General features: G+C 74.3%; 13 protein-coding genes. 8 read left to right on the forward strand and 5 right to left on the reverse strand.

All coding sequences use genetic code 11. The features are described from left to right. Nucleotides 1–2: 2 nt before the first annotated feature. Nucleotides 3–1,205 (reverse strand): kynureninase, encoded by a 1,203-nt coding sequence (gene kynU, locus ACYVDA_RS04815; RefSeq protein ID WP_460815469.1) that lies wholly within the window; start codon nt 1,203–1,205, stop codon nt 3–5. Nucleotides 1,206–1,289: 84 nt separating this feature from the next. Between kynU and ACYVDA_RS04820 the strand changes: the two genes are divergently transcribed. Genes ACYVDA_RS04820 through ACYVDA_RS04840 form a run of 5 tightly spaced genes read left to right on the forward strand, consistent with a single transcriptional unit; the run spans nt 1,290 to nt 6,072 of the window. After that, nucleotides 1,290–2,648 (forward strand): cell division protein PerM, encoded by a 1,359-nt coding sequence (locus tag ACYVDA_RS04820; protein WP_460815471.1) that lies wholly within the window; start codon nt 1,290–1,292, stop codon nt 2,646–2,648. Between the two features lies 1 nt (nt 2,649). Further along, a complete protein-coding gene (purN, locus tag ACYVDA_RS04825; protein ID WP_460816113.1) occupies nt 2,650–3,276 on the forward strand; it encodes a phosphoribosylglycinamide formyltransferase in 627 nt (208 codons plus the stop codon). After that, nucleotides 3,273–4,862, forward strand: coding sequence for a bifunctional phosphoribosylaminoimidazolecarboxamide formyltransferase/IMP cyclohydrolase (gene purH / locus ACYVDA_RS04830; protein WP_460815472.1), 1,590 nt, complete (start codon nt 3,273–3,275; stop codon nt 4,860–4,862). The genes purN and purH overlap by 4 nt, the downstream gene beginning before the upstream one ends. Before the next feature lie 29 nt (nt 4,863–4,891). Then, the gene (locus ACYVDA_RS04835) at nt 4,892–5,746 is read left to right on the forward strand and encodes a bifunctional methylenetetrahydrofolate dehydrogenase/methenyltetrahydrofolate cyclohydrolase (RefSeq protein WP_460815474.1); all 855 of its coding nucleotides are present in this window, start codon (nt 4,892–4,894) and stop codon (nt 5,744–5,746) included. Continuing rightward, nucleotides 5,743–6,072 carry a DUF3017 domain-containing protein gene (locus ACYVDA_RS04840; RefSeq protein ID WP_460815476.1) on the forward strand — a complete coding sequence of 110 codons (330 nt, stop codon included), beginning with the start codon at nt 5,743–5,745 and terminating at the stop codon, nt 6,070–6,072. Before ACYVDA_RS04835 ends, ACYVDA_RS04840 begins: the two co-directional genes overlap by 4 nt. Before the next feature lie 10 nt (nt 6,073–6,082). On the opposite strand, the gene ACYVDA_RS04845 is transcribed toward ACYVDA_RS04840, so the two are convergent. The 3 genes from ACYVDA_RS04845 to ACYVDA_RS04855 all read right to left on the reverse strand — a co-directional run bounded on the left by ACYVDA_RS04845 (nt 6,083) and on the right by ACYVDA_RS04855 (nt 9,076). Next, nucleotides 6,083–6,940, reverse strand: coding sequence for a PfkB family carbohydrate kinase (locus ACYVDA_RS04845; protein WP_460815478.1), 858 nt, complete (start codon nt 6,938–6,940; stop codon nt 6,083–6,085). Further along, nucleotides 6,937–7,932 carry a nucleoside hydrolase gene (locus ACYVDA_RS04850; protein ID WP_460815480.1) on the reverse strand — a complete coding sequence of 332 codons (996 nt, stop codon included), beginning with the start codon at nt 7,930–7,932 and terminating at the stop codon, nt 6,937–6,939. The genes ACYVDA_RS04845 and ACYVDA_RS04850 overlap by 4 nt, the downstream gene beginning before the upstream one ends. 154 nt (nt 7,933–8,086) lie before the next feature. Next, nucleotides 8,087–9,076 carry a malate dehydrogenase gene (locus ACYVDA_RS04855; protein WP_460815482.1) on the reverse strand — a complete coding sequence of 330 codons (990 nt, stop codon included), beginning with the start codon at nt 9,074–9,076 and terminating at the stop codon, nt 8,087–8,089. Nucleotides 9,077–9,169: 93 nt separating this feature from the next. Between ACYVDA_RS04855 and ACYVDA_RS04860 the strand changes: the two genes are divergently transcribed. From ACYVDA_RS04860 to ACYVDA_RS04870, 3 genes are all read left to right on the forward strand, one after another. Continuing rightward, nucleotides 9,170–9,976, forward strand: a complete 807-nt coding sequence (locus ACYVDA_RS04860) for a DUF1707 SHOCT-like domain-containing protein (RefSeq protein WP_460815484.1) — start codon at nt 9,170–9,172, stop codon at nt 9,974–9,976. A 141-nt stretch (nt 9,977–10,117) separates the two neighbouring features. Next, entirely contained in the window at nt 10,118–12,340 is a 2,223-nt protein-coding gene (locus ACYVDA_RS04865) for an NADP-dependent isocitrate dehydrogenase (protein ID WP_460815486.1), read from the forward strand. A 76-nt stretch (nt 12,341–12,416) separates the two neighbouring features. Then, the gene (locus ACYVDA_RS04870; protein ID WP_460815487.1) at nt 12,417–13,691 is read left to right on the forward strand and encodes an MFS transporter; all 1,275 of its coding nucleotides are present in this window, start codon (nt 12,417–12,419) and stop codon (nt 13,689–13,691) included. Here ACYVDA_RS04870 and ACYVDA_RS04875 read toward each other — a convergent pair. Beyond that, a complete protein-coding gene (locus ACYVDA_RS04875) occupies nt 13,678–14,808 on the reverse strand; it encodes a GNAT family N-acetyltransferase (RefSeq protein WP_460815489.1) in 1,131 nt (376 codons plus the stop codon). The genes ACYVDA_RS04870 and ACYVDA_RS04875 overlap by 14 nt on opposite strands. Nucleotides 14,809–14,867: the final 59 nt, after the last annotated feature.

The raw sequence follows: 14,867 nt of genomic DNA on the forward strand, positions 1-14,867 counted from the left end.
CCCTAGGTGACCGCGTTGCGCGAGGAGTACGCCGGGTCGGCGTGCTCCTCGCGCTGCATCACGACCTCGAGCCGGTCCAGGGCCGTCTCCACGTCTGCCAGGGTGTTGTAGAGCGGCGCGAAGCCGAACCGGGCGATGTCGGGGTCGCGGAAGTCGCCGACCACGTCGCGCGCGATCAACGCCTGCACCACGCCGTACGCCGACGGGTGGCGCAGCGAGACCTGGGACCCGCGCCGCTCGTGCTCGCGCGGCGTGGCCAGCTCGAACACCCCGGGCAGCCGCTCGTCGACGCCGGCGATGAACGCGTCGGTCAGCTCCAGCGACCGCGTCCGCAGGTCGGTCATCGAGACCCCGTCGAAGGCCTCGAGCGAGGCCTCGAGCGCCGACAGCGCCAGCACCGGGGGAGTGCCCGAGGCGAAGGCCCCGACCCCCTCGCGCGGGGTGAAGTCGCGGGCCATCGCGAACGGCGTCGCGTGCCCCATCCAGCCCGTGATCGGCTGCCGCGCCGCGGCCTGGTGCCGCGGGGCGATCCACAGGTACGCCGGCGACCCCGGCCCGCCGTTGAGGTACTTGTAGGTGCAGCCCACCGCCATGTCGGCGCCGACGGCGGTCAGGTCGACCGGGACGGCGCCGGCGGAGTGGCACAGGTCCCACTGCACGAGCGCGCCACGCGCCTGGGCCTCGGCGGTGATCGCGGCCATGTCGAACATCGCGCCGGTGCGGAAGTCGACGTGGGTCAGCGAGAGCAGCGCGACGTCCTCGTCGACCGAGGCCAGCGGGTCGGCCGGGTCGCACCAGCGCAGCTCCAGGCCCATCATCTCGGCGACCCCGGCGGTCACGTAGCCGTCGGTGGGGAAGGTCGAGGGCTCCACGACCAGCACCCGGCGGTCGGGGCGCAGCCGGGCGGCGGCGACGGTGGTCTTGAACAGGCTCACCGAGGTGCTGTCGCCCAGGTGCAGGTCGGCGCCCTCGACCCCGATCAGGGGCGCGATCCGGCTCCCGATGCGCCCGACCAGCTCCATCCAGTGTGCGTCGTTCCAGGACCGGATCAGCCCCTGGCCCCACTCGCGACGCACCACGTCGGCCAGCCGGTCGGCCACGCCCGCGGGCAGGGCGCCCAGGGAGTTGCCGTCGAGGTAGACCAGCCCCTCGGGGAGGTCGAAGGTGGTGGGGGCGGCGGAGGCGGGTCCTGCGGGTCGGGTCACGAGACGAACCTAACCGCCCCCAACTGCCCGGGCCCTCCGCGAGTCTCCTCGGACCGGCGTGGGCGAGGGTTCAAGATGGTGGCGATGACCGACCTGCTGAGCCGTCCCGCGGAGTCCTCGCGCTCCTCCCGCCCCCGGGGGGAGCGCCGGCCCACCCGCGGCGGCCCCCTGCGACGTCTCGGCGCCCAGGTGCTCGGCCCGGCCCTCGGGCCCCTGCTCGGCCGCCCGTCCGACGACGTCCCGGAGCGGCCGCTGGTGCTCTCCGCGGCCCTGGCCGGCCTCGCCGCGGCCGTCGGCACGATGCTCGGCTGCATGCTGCTGGCCGTGGTGGGGTGGTACGCCGCCGACGCCGGCGCCCACGGCACCACCAACGACGCCCTGCGCGTCGGCGCCGACCTGTGGCTGGTCGGCCACGGCTCACGCCTGAGCCTGGGCGGGGTGCCCCTCGGCCTGGTCCCGCTGTCGCTGACCGCCCTCCTGGCCTTCGTGGTCTGGCGCTGCGCCCGACGAGCGGGCCGGACCTCCGAGCCGGCCCACGACGACCGCAGCGTGCTGGTCGCGGCGGGCGTGCTGACGGGGGTCCACCTCGTGGTCGCCGTCGTCACCTGCGTGGCGGTCACCTCCGACGCTGCCAGCCCCGGCCTGGGCCGCACGGTCATCGGCGCGCTGCTGGTCGCGGGCGTGCCCGGGCTCCTGGGTCTCGCGGCCGGCACCGATCGCCTCGGCCCGTGGGTCGACCGGGTGCCCGGCTGGATCCGCGCGGTCGCCAGCGGCGCCGCCTCCACCGTGCGGCTGCTCCTGCTCGCCGCCCTGCTGCTCGTGGTCGTCTCCCTGGTGCTGCACGCCGGCGACGTGACGCGGCTGTTCCAGCGGCTGGGGATGGGGGCCGGCGACGTGGTCGTCTACGCGGTCGCCTGCCTGGCGCTGGCCCCCAACGCCGTGCTGCTCGGCGCCTCCTACCTGCTCGGCCCCGGCTTCGCGGTCGGCACCGGCACGATCGTCTCCCCGGGCGCCGTCGCGCTCGGTCCGCTCCCGGCCTTCCCGCTGCTCGCGGCCCTGCCCTCCACCGGCCCGACGCCGTCCTGGCTGGTGGGGGTCCTCGCGGTCCCCGTGCTGGCCGCGGTGGTCGGCGCGGTGCGCTCCCAGCGGGCGTACGCCGTGACGGCCTACGACTCCGCCGCCCTGCGCGGCTTCGGCGGCGGGTTCGTCGCCGCGCTCGCGACCACGGTGCTGGTCGCGCTGGCCGGCGGCCCGATGGGCACCGGCCGGCTCGCCGACATCGGCGCCTCGGCCGGGGAGGTCCTGGTCGCCGCGGTGGCCTCGATGAGCCTGGCCGGTCTCGTCGCGGGCCTGGTCACCGCGTTCCTCCAGCGCCGGTCCGCGCGACGGGCGCCCGCACCCACTCCTGCTCCGGGTTCACGTCGCGGGGCGGGTTCTCGGTAGCCTGTCCCGCGTGCCAGCCCCCGCCCCTCGACTCGTCGTCCTGGTCTCCGGCGCCGGCACCAACCTCCAGGCCCTGCTCGACGCCGCCACCGACCCGGCGTACGCCGCCCAGGTGGTCGCCGTGGGCTCCGACCGCCCCGGTGTCGAGGGCCTCGCCCGGGCCGAGCACGCCGGGCTGCCCACCTTCGTGCACCGCCTGAAGGACCACGCGACCCGGGCCGACTGGGACGCCGCGCTGACCGAGGAGGTCGCGGCCCACGAGCCCGACCTGGTCGTCCTGGCCGGCTTCATGAAGCTGGTCGGGCCCGCGTTCCTCGCGCGGTTCGCCGGCCGCGTGGTCAACACCCACCCGGCCCTGTGCCCGTCGTTCCCGGGCACCACCGGACCCGCCGACGCCCTGGCGTACGGCGTGAAGGTCACCGGCGCCACCCTCTTCGTGGTCGACGCCGGGATGGACACCGGGCCGATCGTGGCCCAGACGGCCGTGCCGGTGGAGGACACCGACGACGTCGAGACCCTGCACGACCGGATCAAGGTCGCCGAGCGCCGGATGCTCGTCGACACCGTGGGCCGCCTGGCCCGCGAGGGATTCACCATCACCGACAGGAAGGTGCGGATCGGCGCATGACCGAGAGCACGCAGCCCACCCACCCCGACCGGATCGCGCTGAAGCGCGCGCTGGTCTCCGTCTACGACAAGGCCGGGCTCGAGGACCTCGTCCGCGGCCTGCACGACGCCGGGGTGGAGCTGGTCTCCACCGGCGGCTCGGCCAGGCTGATCGCCGACCTCGGCCTGCCGGTGACCAAGGTGGAGGACCTGACCGGGTTCCCCGAGTGCCTCGACGGCCGGGTCAAGACGCTGCACCCGCGGGTGCACGCCGGCATCCTGGCCGACCGCCGCCTGCCGACCCACGTGGCCCAGCTCGCCGACCTCGGCGTGGAGCCCTTCGACCTGGTGGTCTCCAACCTCTACCCCTTCACCCAGACCGTCGCCTCCGGCGCGAGCACGGACGAGTGCGTGGAGCAGATCGACATCGGCGGGCCCTCGATGGTCCGCGCCGCGGCCAAGAACCACCCCTCGGTCGCGATCGTCACCTCGCCCGCGCAGTACGCCGACGTGCTGACCGCCCTGGGCGAGGGCGGCTTCTCCTACGACCAGCGCAAGCGGCTGGCCGCCGAGGCCTTCGTGCACACCGCGTCGTACGACGTGGCCGTGGCGAGCTGGATGAGCAGCGTGCTGACCGACACCGGTGCCGACGAGGGCGGCGCCGGCTTCCCCGCCTGGATCGGCGGCGCCTGGGAGCGCGAGTCGGTCCTGCGCTACGGCGAGAACCCCCACCAGAGCGCCGCGATCTACCTCAGCAGCGAGGGCTCCGGGCTGGCCCAGGCCCAGCAGCTGCACGGCAAGGAGATGTCCTACAACAACTACGTCGACGCCGACGCGGCCCGGCGGGCGGCGTACGACTTCGACGAGCCGGCCGTGGCGATCATCAAGCACGCCAACCCCTGCGGCATCGCCGTCGGCAGGTCCGTCGCCCAGGCCCACCGCCGCGCCCACGAGTGCGACCCGGTCTCGGCCTTCGGCGGCGTGATCGCGGTCAACCGCCCGGTCTCGGTCGAGATGGCCCGCCAGGTGGCGGAGGTCTTCACCGAGGTGGTCGTCGCCCCGGCGTACGACGACGGCGCGGTGGAGGTCCTTGCACGCAAGAAGAACGTGCGCCTGCTGGTCGCCGAGCCGCTGCGGCGCGGCGGCGTCGAGATGCGCCCGATCTCCGGCGGCCTGCTGGTCCAGGAGCGCGACAACGTCGACGCCGACGGCGACGACCCGGCCTCGTGGACGCTCGCGACCGGCGAGGCGGGCTCGCCCGAGGTGCTCGCCGACCTGGCGTTCGCCTGGAAGGCCTGCCGGGCCGCCAAGTCCAACGCGATCCTGCTGGCCAAGGACGGTGCCTCGGTCGGCATCGGGATGGGCCAGGTCAACCGCGTCGACTCCTGCAAGCTGGCCGTCGACCGGGCGGGGGAGCGGGCCGCGGGCTCGGTCGCCGCCTCCGACGCGTTCTTCCCCTTCGAGGACGGTCCGCAGATCCTCCTCGACGCCGGCGTGGCCGCCATCGTGCAGCCCGGCGGCTCGGTGCGCGACGAGCTCACCATCGAGGCCGCGAAGAAGGCCGGCGTCACGATGTACTTCACCGGCACCCGCCACTTCGCGCACTGACGAGACCAGCGACCAGGAGGATCCACGACGTGACTGCACAGAGGCTGGACGGCACCGCCACCGCGAAGGCGATCAAGGGCGAGCTGAAGGCGCGCGTGGACGCGCTGCGCGAGCAGGGGATCACCCCCGGGCTCGGCACGATCCTGGTCGGCGACGACCCGGGCTCGACGTGGTACGTCAACGGCAAGCACAAGGACTGCGCCGAGGTCGGCATCGCCTCGATCCGCGAGGACCTCCCCGCCACGGCCACCCAGGACGAGGTCCTGGCCGCGGTGCGCCGGCTCAACGACGATCCCGCGTGCACGGCGTACATCGTCCAGCTGCCGCTCCCCCGAGGCATCGACGAGAACCTGGTCCTGGGCGAGATCGACCCGACCAAGGACGCCGACGGCCTGCACCCGACCAACCTCGGCTGGCTGGTGCTCGGCAAGGAGGCGCCGCTGCCGTGCACGCCCGCCGGCATCGTGGAGCTGCTGCGCCGCCACGACGTGGAGGTCGCGGGGGCCGAGGTCGTCGTGGTCGGCCGCGGCGTGACCGTGGGTCGCCCGCTCGGGCTGCTGCTGACGCGCCGCTCGGAGAACGCCACCGTCACCCTGTGCCACACCGGCACCCGCGACCTGGCCGCCCACGTGCGCCGGGCCGACGTCGTGGTCGCCGCCGCCGGCGTGCCCGGCATCATCCGCGGGGACATGGTCAAGGCCGGCGCGGCCGTGCTCGACGTCGGCGTCTCCCGGGTCGACGGCAAGATCGCCGGCGACGTGGCCGACGACGTCTGGGACGTGGCGGGCTGGGTCTCGCCCAACCCTGGCGGCGTGGGCCCGATGACCCGCGCGATGCTGCTGTCCAACGTCGTCGCCAACGCGGAGGGCCGGCTGTCCCGGTGAGCCCCGAGCTGCCCCCCGAGGCGCCGCCGCAGCCGCCCCTGGGGCCGCACCGGGTGCCCTCGACGTACGGCGGGCTGGTCTACCTTCTCGTCGTCGTCGCCAACGCGGTCGGGCTGGTCGTGGTCGCGCTCGGCGCCTGGCGCCGGGGCGTGACGGTCATGGGGGTGGCGCTGCTGGTCGGCGCGGTCGCCCGCCTGGTGCTGCCCGACCGCGACGCCGGCATGCTGCGCGTGCGCCGGCACCGCTGGATCGACGTGCTGATGCTCGGCGGGGTCGGCGCGGCGATGGTCTTCCTCGCCGTGGTGATCCCCGACCAGACCCCCTGAGGGACCAGCCCTACGCGAGCTCGGGGTCGGCCTGGGCCCCGTGGCGCTGGACGGCGTCGGCGCCGGCGGCGAGGGCGGCGTCGAGCGCCTCTGCGCGGTCGGCCCCGCGGGCCAGGGCCGCGGCGAGCGCACCGCAGAACGCGTCGCCCGCACCCGTGGTGTCCACGACCTGCTCGACGGCCGCCGCGGGCACGACCAGGTCGTCCCACCGGGCGCCCTCGGCCCCCAGGGTCACCAGGAGCGACCGGGCCCGCAGACCCGACCCGGCCAGCTGCGCGGCCTCGTGCTCGTTGGCCACCAGCGGGTCGGCCAGGGCGACCACGTCGGCCGGGAGGTCGGCGTACGGCGCGGTGTTGAGGACCACGCGCACCCCACGCTCCGCTGCCGCCCGGCACGCCCGGGCGACGAGGTCGAGCGGGACCTCCAGCTGCACCAGCAGCACGTCGTCCTCGCGCAGGTCGGCCACCAGGGCGTCCAGGGTCTCCCCGTCGAGGGTCGCGTTGGCGCCGGGCACGACGACGATCGTGTTCTCCGCGTCCTGCCCGACGACGATCAGCGCGGTGCCCGTCGGCGCCTGGTCCCGCACGCCGACCAGGTCGGTGCCGATCCCCAGCCCCTCGAGCCGCGCCAGGTAGGCCCGACCCCCGGCGTCCTCGCCGACGGCGCCGACCATCTGCACCGCCGCGCCGGCCGCGGCCGCGGCGACCGCCTGGTTGGCGCCCTTGCCGCCCGCCAGCCGGGACAGCCCGCCGCCCAGCACGGTCTCGCCGGGGGAGGGGTGCCGCTCGACCCGGGTGACCACGTCGACGTTGAGCGAGCCGAGCACGACCACGCGGCCGGCCTGGCCTCCCTGCGCCGGGGCGTTCACGGGGCCACCGTCGCGAGCCACAGGTCGGCGTACCTCTGGCCGTCGACCTCGAGCCCGACGTCGACCACCGCGCGGGCACGGCCGTGCGGGTCGTGCTCCACGCTGGTGGACCGCTCGCGCCGGTCCACGACCGTGCGGCCGCGCGACCACGTGCCGGCGAGCTCGACGCGCACGGGCAGCCGCTCGGTGCGCAGCCCGTCGGGGTCGATCACCGCGCAGACCGCGCCGGCGTCTCCGATGGTGGCCGAGGGCTCGGCGAACCGCTCGCACTGGAAGGCCACCAGGCGCCCGGCCAGCCCCGCGGGGCCGGAGTCGTGGTCGCGGGTGAGGGCGCGGGCCTGCTCGTGGGTCACCTGGGGACCGTAGAACACGTCCAGGCCGTACATCACCACCTCGATGCCCAGCTCGGCGCAGGCGTCGAGGGTGATGGCGGTGGCCTCGGGGTCGTGGAAGACGTTGAACTCCGCCGAGGCGGTGGCGTTGCCGACGTGGGCCGCCCCGCCCATGAACACGATCCGCCGCAGCCCCCGCGCCACCTCGGGGTGGGTGCGCAGGAGCAGCGCGACGTTGGTCATCGGGGCCAGCGGCACCAGCGTGACGGGGTCGCCGTCCTCGGCCGCCGCCAGCAGCACGTCGCGCAGCAGCTCCACGGCGTGCCGCGGGTCGGGGCTGCGCTCCGAGCGCGGCCAGTCCAGGTCGCCCATGCCGTCGTCACCGTGCACGTGGTGGGCGTTGACCGGCTCCTCGAGCAACGGCCGGGCCGCGCCGGCGGCGACCGGCACGTCCGCGCGGTCGCAGGTGTCGAGCACGGTCAGGGTGTTGCGCACGACGTCGGCGAGCGGGGCGTTGCCGCCCACGCACGTCACCGCGAGCAGGTCCACGCGCGGGTGCAGGGCCGCGAGAAGCAGCGCGCACGCGTCGTCGACGCCGGTGTCGACGTCGAGCACGAGCCGGACGCGGGGGCCCTCGGGCGGGGTCTGGTCTGGGCTCACGTGCTGCTCCGGTGGGGTCGTCGGGCACGAACGACCCCCGGGAAGGTTCGCCGGGGGTCGTTCGCGGCCGTGCGTGGGTCCTGCGTGGGTGCGGTCACCCGGGTCTCGACGACGGGCCTGGCGGCCCTGCTCGACCGACGGGTGGCCGCCGCTCTCAGATGAGCCCGAGCCCCTTGACGGCCTCGCGCTCGTCGGCCAGCTCCGCGGTGGAGGCGTCGATGCGCCCGCGGGAGAAGTCGTCGATCTCCAGGCCCTGGACGATCTCCCAGTCCCCGTCCTTGGTGGTGACGGGGAAGGAGGAGATCAGGCCCTCGGGGACGCCGTAGGAGCCGTCGGAGACGACCGCCATCGAGACCCAGTCGTTCTCGGCGGAGCCGGTCAGCCAGTCGCGGGCGGCGTCGATGGTGGCCGAGGCGGCCGAGGCGGCCGAGGAGGAGCCCCGGGCCTCGATGATCGCGGCGCCGCGCTTGGCGACGGTCGGGATGAAGTCGTTCTCCAGCCAGGCCTGGTCGCCCACGGTCTCGGCGGCGTTCCGGCCGGCGACCTCGGCGTGGAACAGGTCGGGGTACTGCGTGGCCGAGTGGTTGCCCCAGATCGTCATCTTGGTGATGTCGGTGACGGGGGCGCCGGTCTTCGCGGCCAGCTGCGAGATCGCCCGGTTGTGGTCCAGGCGGGTCAGCGCGGAGAAGCGCTCGGGGGCGATGTCGGGGGCGTTGGTCATCGCGATCAGCGCGTTGGTGTTGGCCGGGTTGCCGGTGACGCCGATGCGCACGTCGTCGGCGGCGACGGCGTTGAGGGCCTTGCCCTGGGCGGTGAAGATCGCGCCGTTGGCCTCGAGCAGGTCGCCGCGCTCCATGCCCGGGCCACGGGGACGGGCACCGACGAGCAGGGCCAGGTTGACGCCGTCGAAGATCTCGTTGGCGTCGGCGCCGATCTGCACGCCGGCCAGGGTCGGGAACGCGCAGTCGTCGAGCTCCATGACGACACCCTCGAGGGCCTTCAGGGCCGGCTCGATCTCGAGCAGGCGCAGCTCGACGGGGCGGTCGGGCCCCAGCAGCGCGCCGCTGGCGAGACGGAAGAGAAGGCTGTAGCCGATCTGACCGGCAGCACCGGTCACGGCGATCTTGAGGGGAGCAGGGCTCACGAGGACTCCTGGTTCGACGGCTGGGTAGGGCAAGGAGCCCCGACGCTAGCAACCCCGTGCCCTTCCTGGGCAGTGGGCCTACGCTGGGACGGCATGGACCCCGTCCACCCTCGTGACCTGCGGATCTCCGATGCCGACCGGCACCGGGTGGCCGAGCACCTGCGCGAGGCCGCCGGCGAGGGCCGGCTCGACCTCGAGGAGCTCGACGAGCGGCTGGAGGCGACGTACGCCGCCCGGACGTACGCCGACCTGGTCCCGCTCACCGAGGACCTCCCCGGGCACCGCGACCTGACGCCGGTCGACCGCCCGCGGCCCTCGCCGCTGCCACCGGGGCCCCCACCCGGTGGCCGGCCCGGTGGTCAGCCCGCGAGCCCCTTCCCGCCGCCGTCGCCCACGCTGGCCGACCTGCTGTCCTCCTTCTCCGCCGGTCCGCGCCACGCCCCGCCGGTCCCGTGGAGCGCGCCCGCGCCGGCGCGACCGGGTCCGGCCGGTCCGCCGCCCGGTCCCGCTCCCGGCGGGACGCTCGCGATCATGGGCGACGTGCGCCGCCGTGGTCCTTGGCAGGTGGGGGAGCGGCACCCGGTGCTGGCACTGATGGGCAGCGTGACCCTCGACCTGCGCGAGGCCGTCCTGCCGGCCCCTTCCGGCGAGGTCACCCTGGTCGTCACGGCGGTGATGGGCAGCGTGGTCGTCGTGGTCGAGCACGACACGGTCCTCGACGTGCAGGGCCTCGGCGTGATGGGCACGTTCGACGAGAGGACCAGCCGGAGGGACCGGGCCGACGCAGGTGCCGCGGTCGGTCCCGCCCCCACCGGCCCCGTCGTCCGGGTGCGCGGCGTGGCCCTCATGGGGAGCGTCGTCGTGCGTCGCAAGGGTCCGCGCGTCGGGCCTGACCGCTGACCCGGGCGCCCGTCCGGCCGTCCTGTTGTGCCTCGCCGCCACCGCTGAGAGGCTGGGCCGCGCGGACGGCCTGGGTTCCAGGGTCCGCGTGCGATATCTTGACGTGAAGATAAATCCGACGCGACGTCCAGGAGCTGTGCAGTGCCCGACTCGAAGATCATCTACACCCACACCGACGAGGCGCCGCTGCTGGCGACGTACTCGTTCCTCCCGATCATCGAGGCGTACGCCGCGAAGGCCGGCGCCGAGGTCGAGACCCGCGACATCTCCCTCGCCGGCCGCATCATCGCCCAGTTCGGCGACCGGCTTCCCGAGGACCAGCGGATCTCCGACGACCTGACCGAGCTCGGCGAGCTCGCGAAGACCCCCGAGGCCAACATCGTCAAGCTGCCCAACATCTCCGCCTCCGTGCCGCAGCTCAAGGCCGCGATCACCGAGCTGCAGGAGCAGGGCTTCGACCTCCCCGACTACCCCGACTCCCCGAGCACCGACGAGGAGAAGGACACCCGCGCCCGCTACGACAAGGTCAAGGGCAGCGCCGTCAACCCGGTCCTGCGCGAGGGCAACTCCGACCGCCGCGCGCCCGAGTCGGTCAAGGGCTACGCCCGCAAGCACCCCCACTCGATGGGCGCCTGGACCTCGGGGTCCAAGACCAACGTCGCCACGATGGACGCCGACGACTTCCGCCACAACGAGCTGTCGGTCGTGGTCGAGCAGGCCGGCTCGCTCAAGGTCGAGCTGGTCACCGACTCCGGCACCCAGGTGCTCAAGGAGTCGATCCCGGTCGAGGCCGGCGAGGTCGTCGACGCGACCTTCATGAGCGCCTCGGCCCTCCAGGACTTCCTGCGCGACCAGATCGCCCGCGCCAAGGCCGACGACGTGCTGTTCTCGGTCCACCTCAAGGCCACGATGATGAAGGTCTCGGACCCGATCATCTTCGGCCACGCGGTGCAGGCCTTCTTCCCGACCCTGTTCGCCGAGCAGGGCGAGGCGCTGCTCCAGCACGGCCTGGACCCCAAGAACGGCCTGGGCGGCATCCTGTCCGGCGCCGCGAAGGTCGGCGGCGACGTCGCGACCGACATCGAGGCCGCGGTGAAGAAGGACCTCGCCGAGGGCCCGAAGATGGCCATGGTCGACTCCGACAAGGGCATCACCAACCTGCACGTCCCCAGCGACGTGATCGTCGACGCGAGCATGCCCGCCATGATCCGCACCTCGGGCCACATGTGGGGCCCCGACGGCGGCGAGGCCGACACCCTGGCCGTCATCCCGGACTCCTCCTACGCCGGGATCTACCAGGTCGTCGTCGACGACTGCCGCGAGCACGGCGCCTACGACCCCGCCACGATGGGCTCGGTGCCCAACGTCGGGCTGATGGCCCGCGCGGCCGAGGAGTACGGCTCCCACGACAAGACCTTCGAGATCGCCGAGGCCGGCACCGTGCGCCTGGTCACCGAGGACGGCACGGTGCTCACCGAGCACGCCGTGCAGCCCGGTGACATCTGGCGCGCCTGCCAGACCAAGGACGTCCCGATCCAGGACTGGGTCAAGCTGGCCGTCACCCGCGCCCGCGCCACCGGCGCCCCGGCCATCTTCTGGCTCGACGAGTCCCGCGCCCACGACCGCAACCTGATCGAGAAGGTCAACGCCTACCTGCCCGACCACGACACCGACGGCCTGGACATCTCGATCCAGGCCCCCGTGGAGGCCATCAAGGTCTCGGTCGAGCGGATCCGCCGCGGCGAGGACACCATCTCGGTGACCGGCAACGTGCTGCGCGACTACCTGACCGACCTGTTCCCGATCCTCGAGCTCGGCACCAGCGCCAAGATGCTCTCGGTGGTCCCGCTGATCAACGGCGGCGGCCTGTTCGAGACCGGCGCCGGCGGCTCGGCGCCCAAGCACGTGCAGCAGCTGGTCAAGGAGAACTACCTGCGCTGGGACAGCCTGGGCGAGTTCCTGGCCCTGGCCGAGTCGTTCGCCAAGCTGGCCGAGCAGACCGGCAACCCGCGGGCCAAGGTCCTGGGCGAGGCGCTGGACAAGGCGACCGGCACGTTCCTGGACGAGAACAAGTCCCCGGGCCGCAAGCTGGGCTCGATCGACAACCGCGGCAGCCACTTCTACGTCGCGCTGTTCTGGGCCGAGGAGCTGGCGAAGCAGACCGACGACGCCGACCTCGCCTCCGCCTTCTCCGAGCTGGCGCAGACCCTGCGCGACAACGAGGAGAAGATCGCCGCCGAGCTGGTCGAGGTCCAGGGCTCGCCCGCCGACATCGGGGGCTACTACCGCCCCGACGCCGAGAAGGCCGCCCGGGTCATGCGGCCCTCGGCCACGCTCAACGAGGCCATCGCCTCGTTGGTCTGAGACTGACGTCACCACCCATCTGCGCATCTCACGCCGCTCGCGGGAACACGGGCGGCGTGAGTGCGTTGGGGGAGGGGTGAGCACCTCCGTCGACACCGCCCGTCCTGGCCCCCCGGCCAGCCCGCACGCTGCCGACCCGGCACCCCGGGGCCGCGTCCACCGCCGCAAGCACACCGGCTGGGCGCTGGCCGCGCTCGCGATGGGCGGCTTCGCGATCGGGACCACGGAGTTCGTCTCGATGGGTCTCCTGCCCCAGCTGGCCGCGGGCGTCGGCGTCTCCATCCCCACGGCCGGTCACGTCATCTCGGCGTACGCCCTGGGGGTGGTGGTGGGCGCGCCTCTCATCGCCGTCCTGGGGGCCAAGCTGCCCCGGCGCGGGCTGCTGGTCTCGCTGATGGCGGTGTTCCTGGTCGGCAACGCGGCCAGCGCCCTGGCCACGTCGTACACCTCCTTGACGCTGGCGCGGTTCTTCGCCGGCCTGCCGCACGGCGCCTACTTCGGCGTGGCCTCGCTGGTCGCCGCCGACCTGGTGTCCCCCGAGCGGCGCGGTCGTGCCGTCAGCCGCGTCATGCTGGGCCTGGCCGTGGCCAACGTCGCCGGCGTGCCCGCGGCGACCTTCCTGGGCCAGCACCTGGGCTGGCGCTCGGCGTACTGGATGGTGACGGTGCTGGCCGCGGCCACGATGGCGCTGGTGGTCACCCTGGTCCCGCACCGTGCCGCCGACCGCACGGCGACCGGGCGCAACGAGCTGAGGGCGTTCAGGGAGCCGCAGGTCCTGCTGACCCTGCTGGCCGGGGCCGTCGGCTTCGGCGGCATGTTCGCGATGTACACCTACATCGCGCCCACCGTCACCGACGTGGCCGGGCTGCCCGAGTCGCGGGTGCCGTTCTACGCCCTGGCCTTCGGCCTCGGCATGGTCGTCGGCACCCCGGTCGCGGGACGGCTGGCCGACTGGTCGGTGTTCCGCTCGATGATCGTCGGCACCGTGCTGACCGGTCTCTCGCTGGCGGTGTTCACCCAGACCTCGCAGTGGTTCGTCGCGGGCCTGGTCACCGTCTTCACGATCACCGTGGTCAGCTCCATCGTCGTGGTCGGGCTCCAGCTGCGGCTGATGCAGGTCGCCGGCGACGCCCAGACCATCGGCGCGGCGATGAACCACGCCTCGCTCAACATCGCCAACGCGCTGGGCGCCTGGCTGGGCGGACTGGTCGTCGCCGCCGGCTTCGGCTACACCGCCCCGGCGTGGGTCGGCGCGGGGCTCTCCGCCGTCGGGCTGGTCGTGATGCTGCTGTCGCTGGCCCTGCACCGCCGCACGCAGCGCGCGCGGCGGGCCGTCCTCAGCGCGTCCTGACCTCGGCGGCGAGCAGGTCGTAGCCGGCCAGGTCGTGCCGCCCGTCGCGCACGTTCGCCCCGCCGCGCTCGACGCCGGTGGGGACGAAGCCGTTGGCCTCGAGGACGTGACGTGAGGCGACGTTGTCGACCGCGGCGTACGCCGTGAGCCGCGGCAGGCCCAGCCCGCCGTCCTCGACCGGCACCACCGCGTGGCGCACCGCCAGGCGCACCGCCTCGGTCATCGCGCCGCGCCCCCGGGCGTCGGGGTGGGCCCAGTAGCCGACCTCGCAGTCCAGCCCCGGCCCGCGCCACATCAGCGAGATGACGCCGAGCAGGGCGTCGGAGGTCGGGTCGGCGAGCACCCAGTGCACCGCACGGCTCGCGGCGACGTCCTCCTCGCGGCGGCCGACGAACTGCTGCGCGAGCTCGGGGGTGTAGGGCTGCGGCAGCTGGCCGAGCCAGTACGCCGTGCGCTCGTCGGTGCACGCCTCGAGCACGCGGGCGGCGTCGTCGTCGCGGGTGCGCCGCAGCACCACCCGCTCGCCGACGATCCGCGGGACCTCGAGCCAGGGGCTGCGCGGGGCGAGGTCGACGCCGCGCGGCAGCGTGCCGACCCAGGTCTCGGCCAGCGGTCCGTCCGCCGCGGTGGGCAGCCAGCCCTCCAGCAGCCCGTCGCAGCTGAAGCCGACCTTCCAGGCCAGCCGGCGCGAGGGCCAGTTGCCGCGGCGCGACATCCACAGCACGCTCGCCAGGCCCTGCTCCTCGAAGCCCCAGGTGAGCAGCAGACGCAGGGCCCGCTCGAGGAGGCCGCGCCCGCGGGCCCAGGGGTGCGCGGCGTACGCCACCTCGGCGCGGGCGCCGCGCTGCGGCACCAGCGAGACGGTGCCGGCGAACCGGGGCCGCCCGTCGTCGTCGTCGGCCTCGACCACGAAGCACCACTCGCGGTCCTCCTGCCAGCCCTGCGCGACGTGCTCGAGCAGGAACCAGCGGGCGTGCTCGTCCGAGTAGTCCCGCGGCACCTCGGTCCAGGCCTGCACCAGCGGGTCGGCGACCTGCTCGACCGAGCCCGGGACGTCGGACTCCTGCGGCGCGCGGAGCGTGACGACGCCGTCGGACAGGCGGGGGATGGCGCGCACGGGGTGCCTCTCGGTCGGGCCGGGTGGGCGGATGGGAACAGCCATCGTCGCGTCCGTGC

It is taken from the genome of Nocardioides korecus (assembly GCF_054778395.1).

Excerpts from the sequence above, each read along its gene's own strand:
- purH (WP_460815472.1), top strand. The coding sequence starts at position 3,273 with ATGACCGAGAGCACGCAGCCCACCCACCCCGACCGGATCGCGCTGAAG.
- ACYVDA_RS04820 (WP_460815471.1), top strand. The coding sequence starts at position 1,290 with ATGACCGACCTGCTGAGCCGTCCCGCGGAGTCCTCGCGCTCCTCCCGC.
- ACYVDA_RS04860 (WP_460815484.1), top strand. The coding sequence starts at position 9,170 with ATGGACCCCGTCCACCCTCGTGACCTGCGGATCTCCGATGCCGACCGG.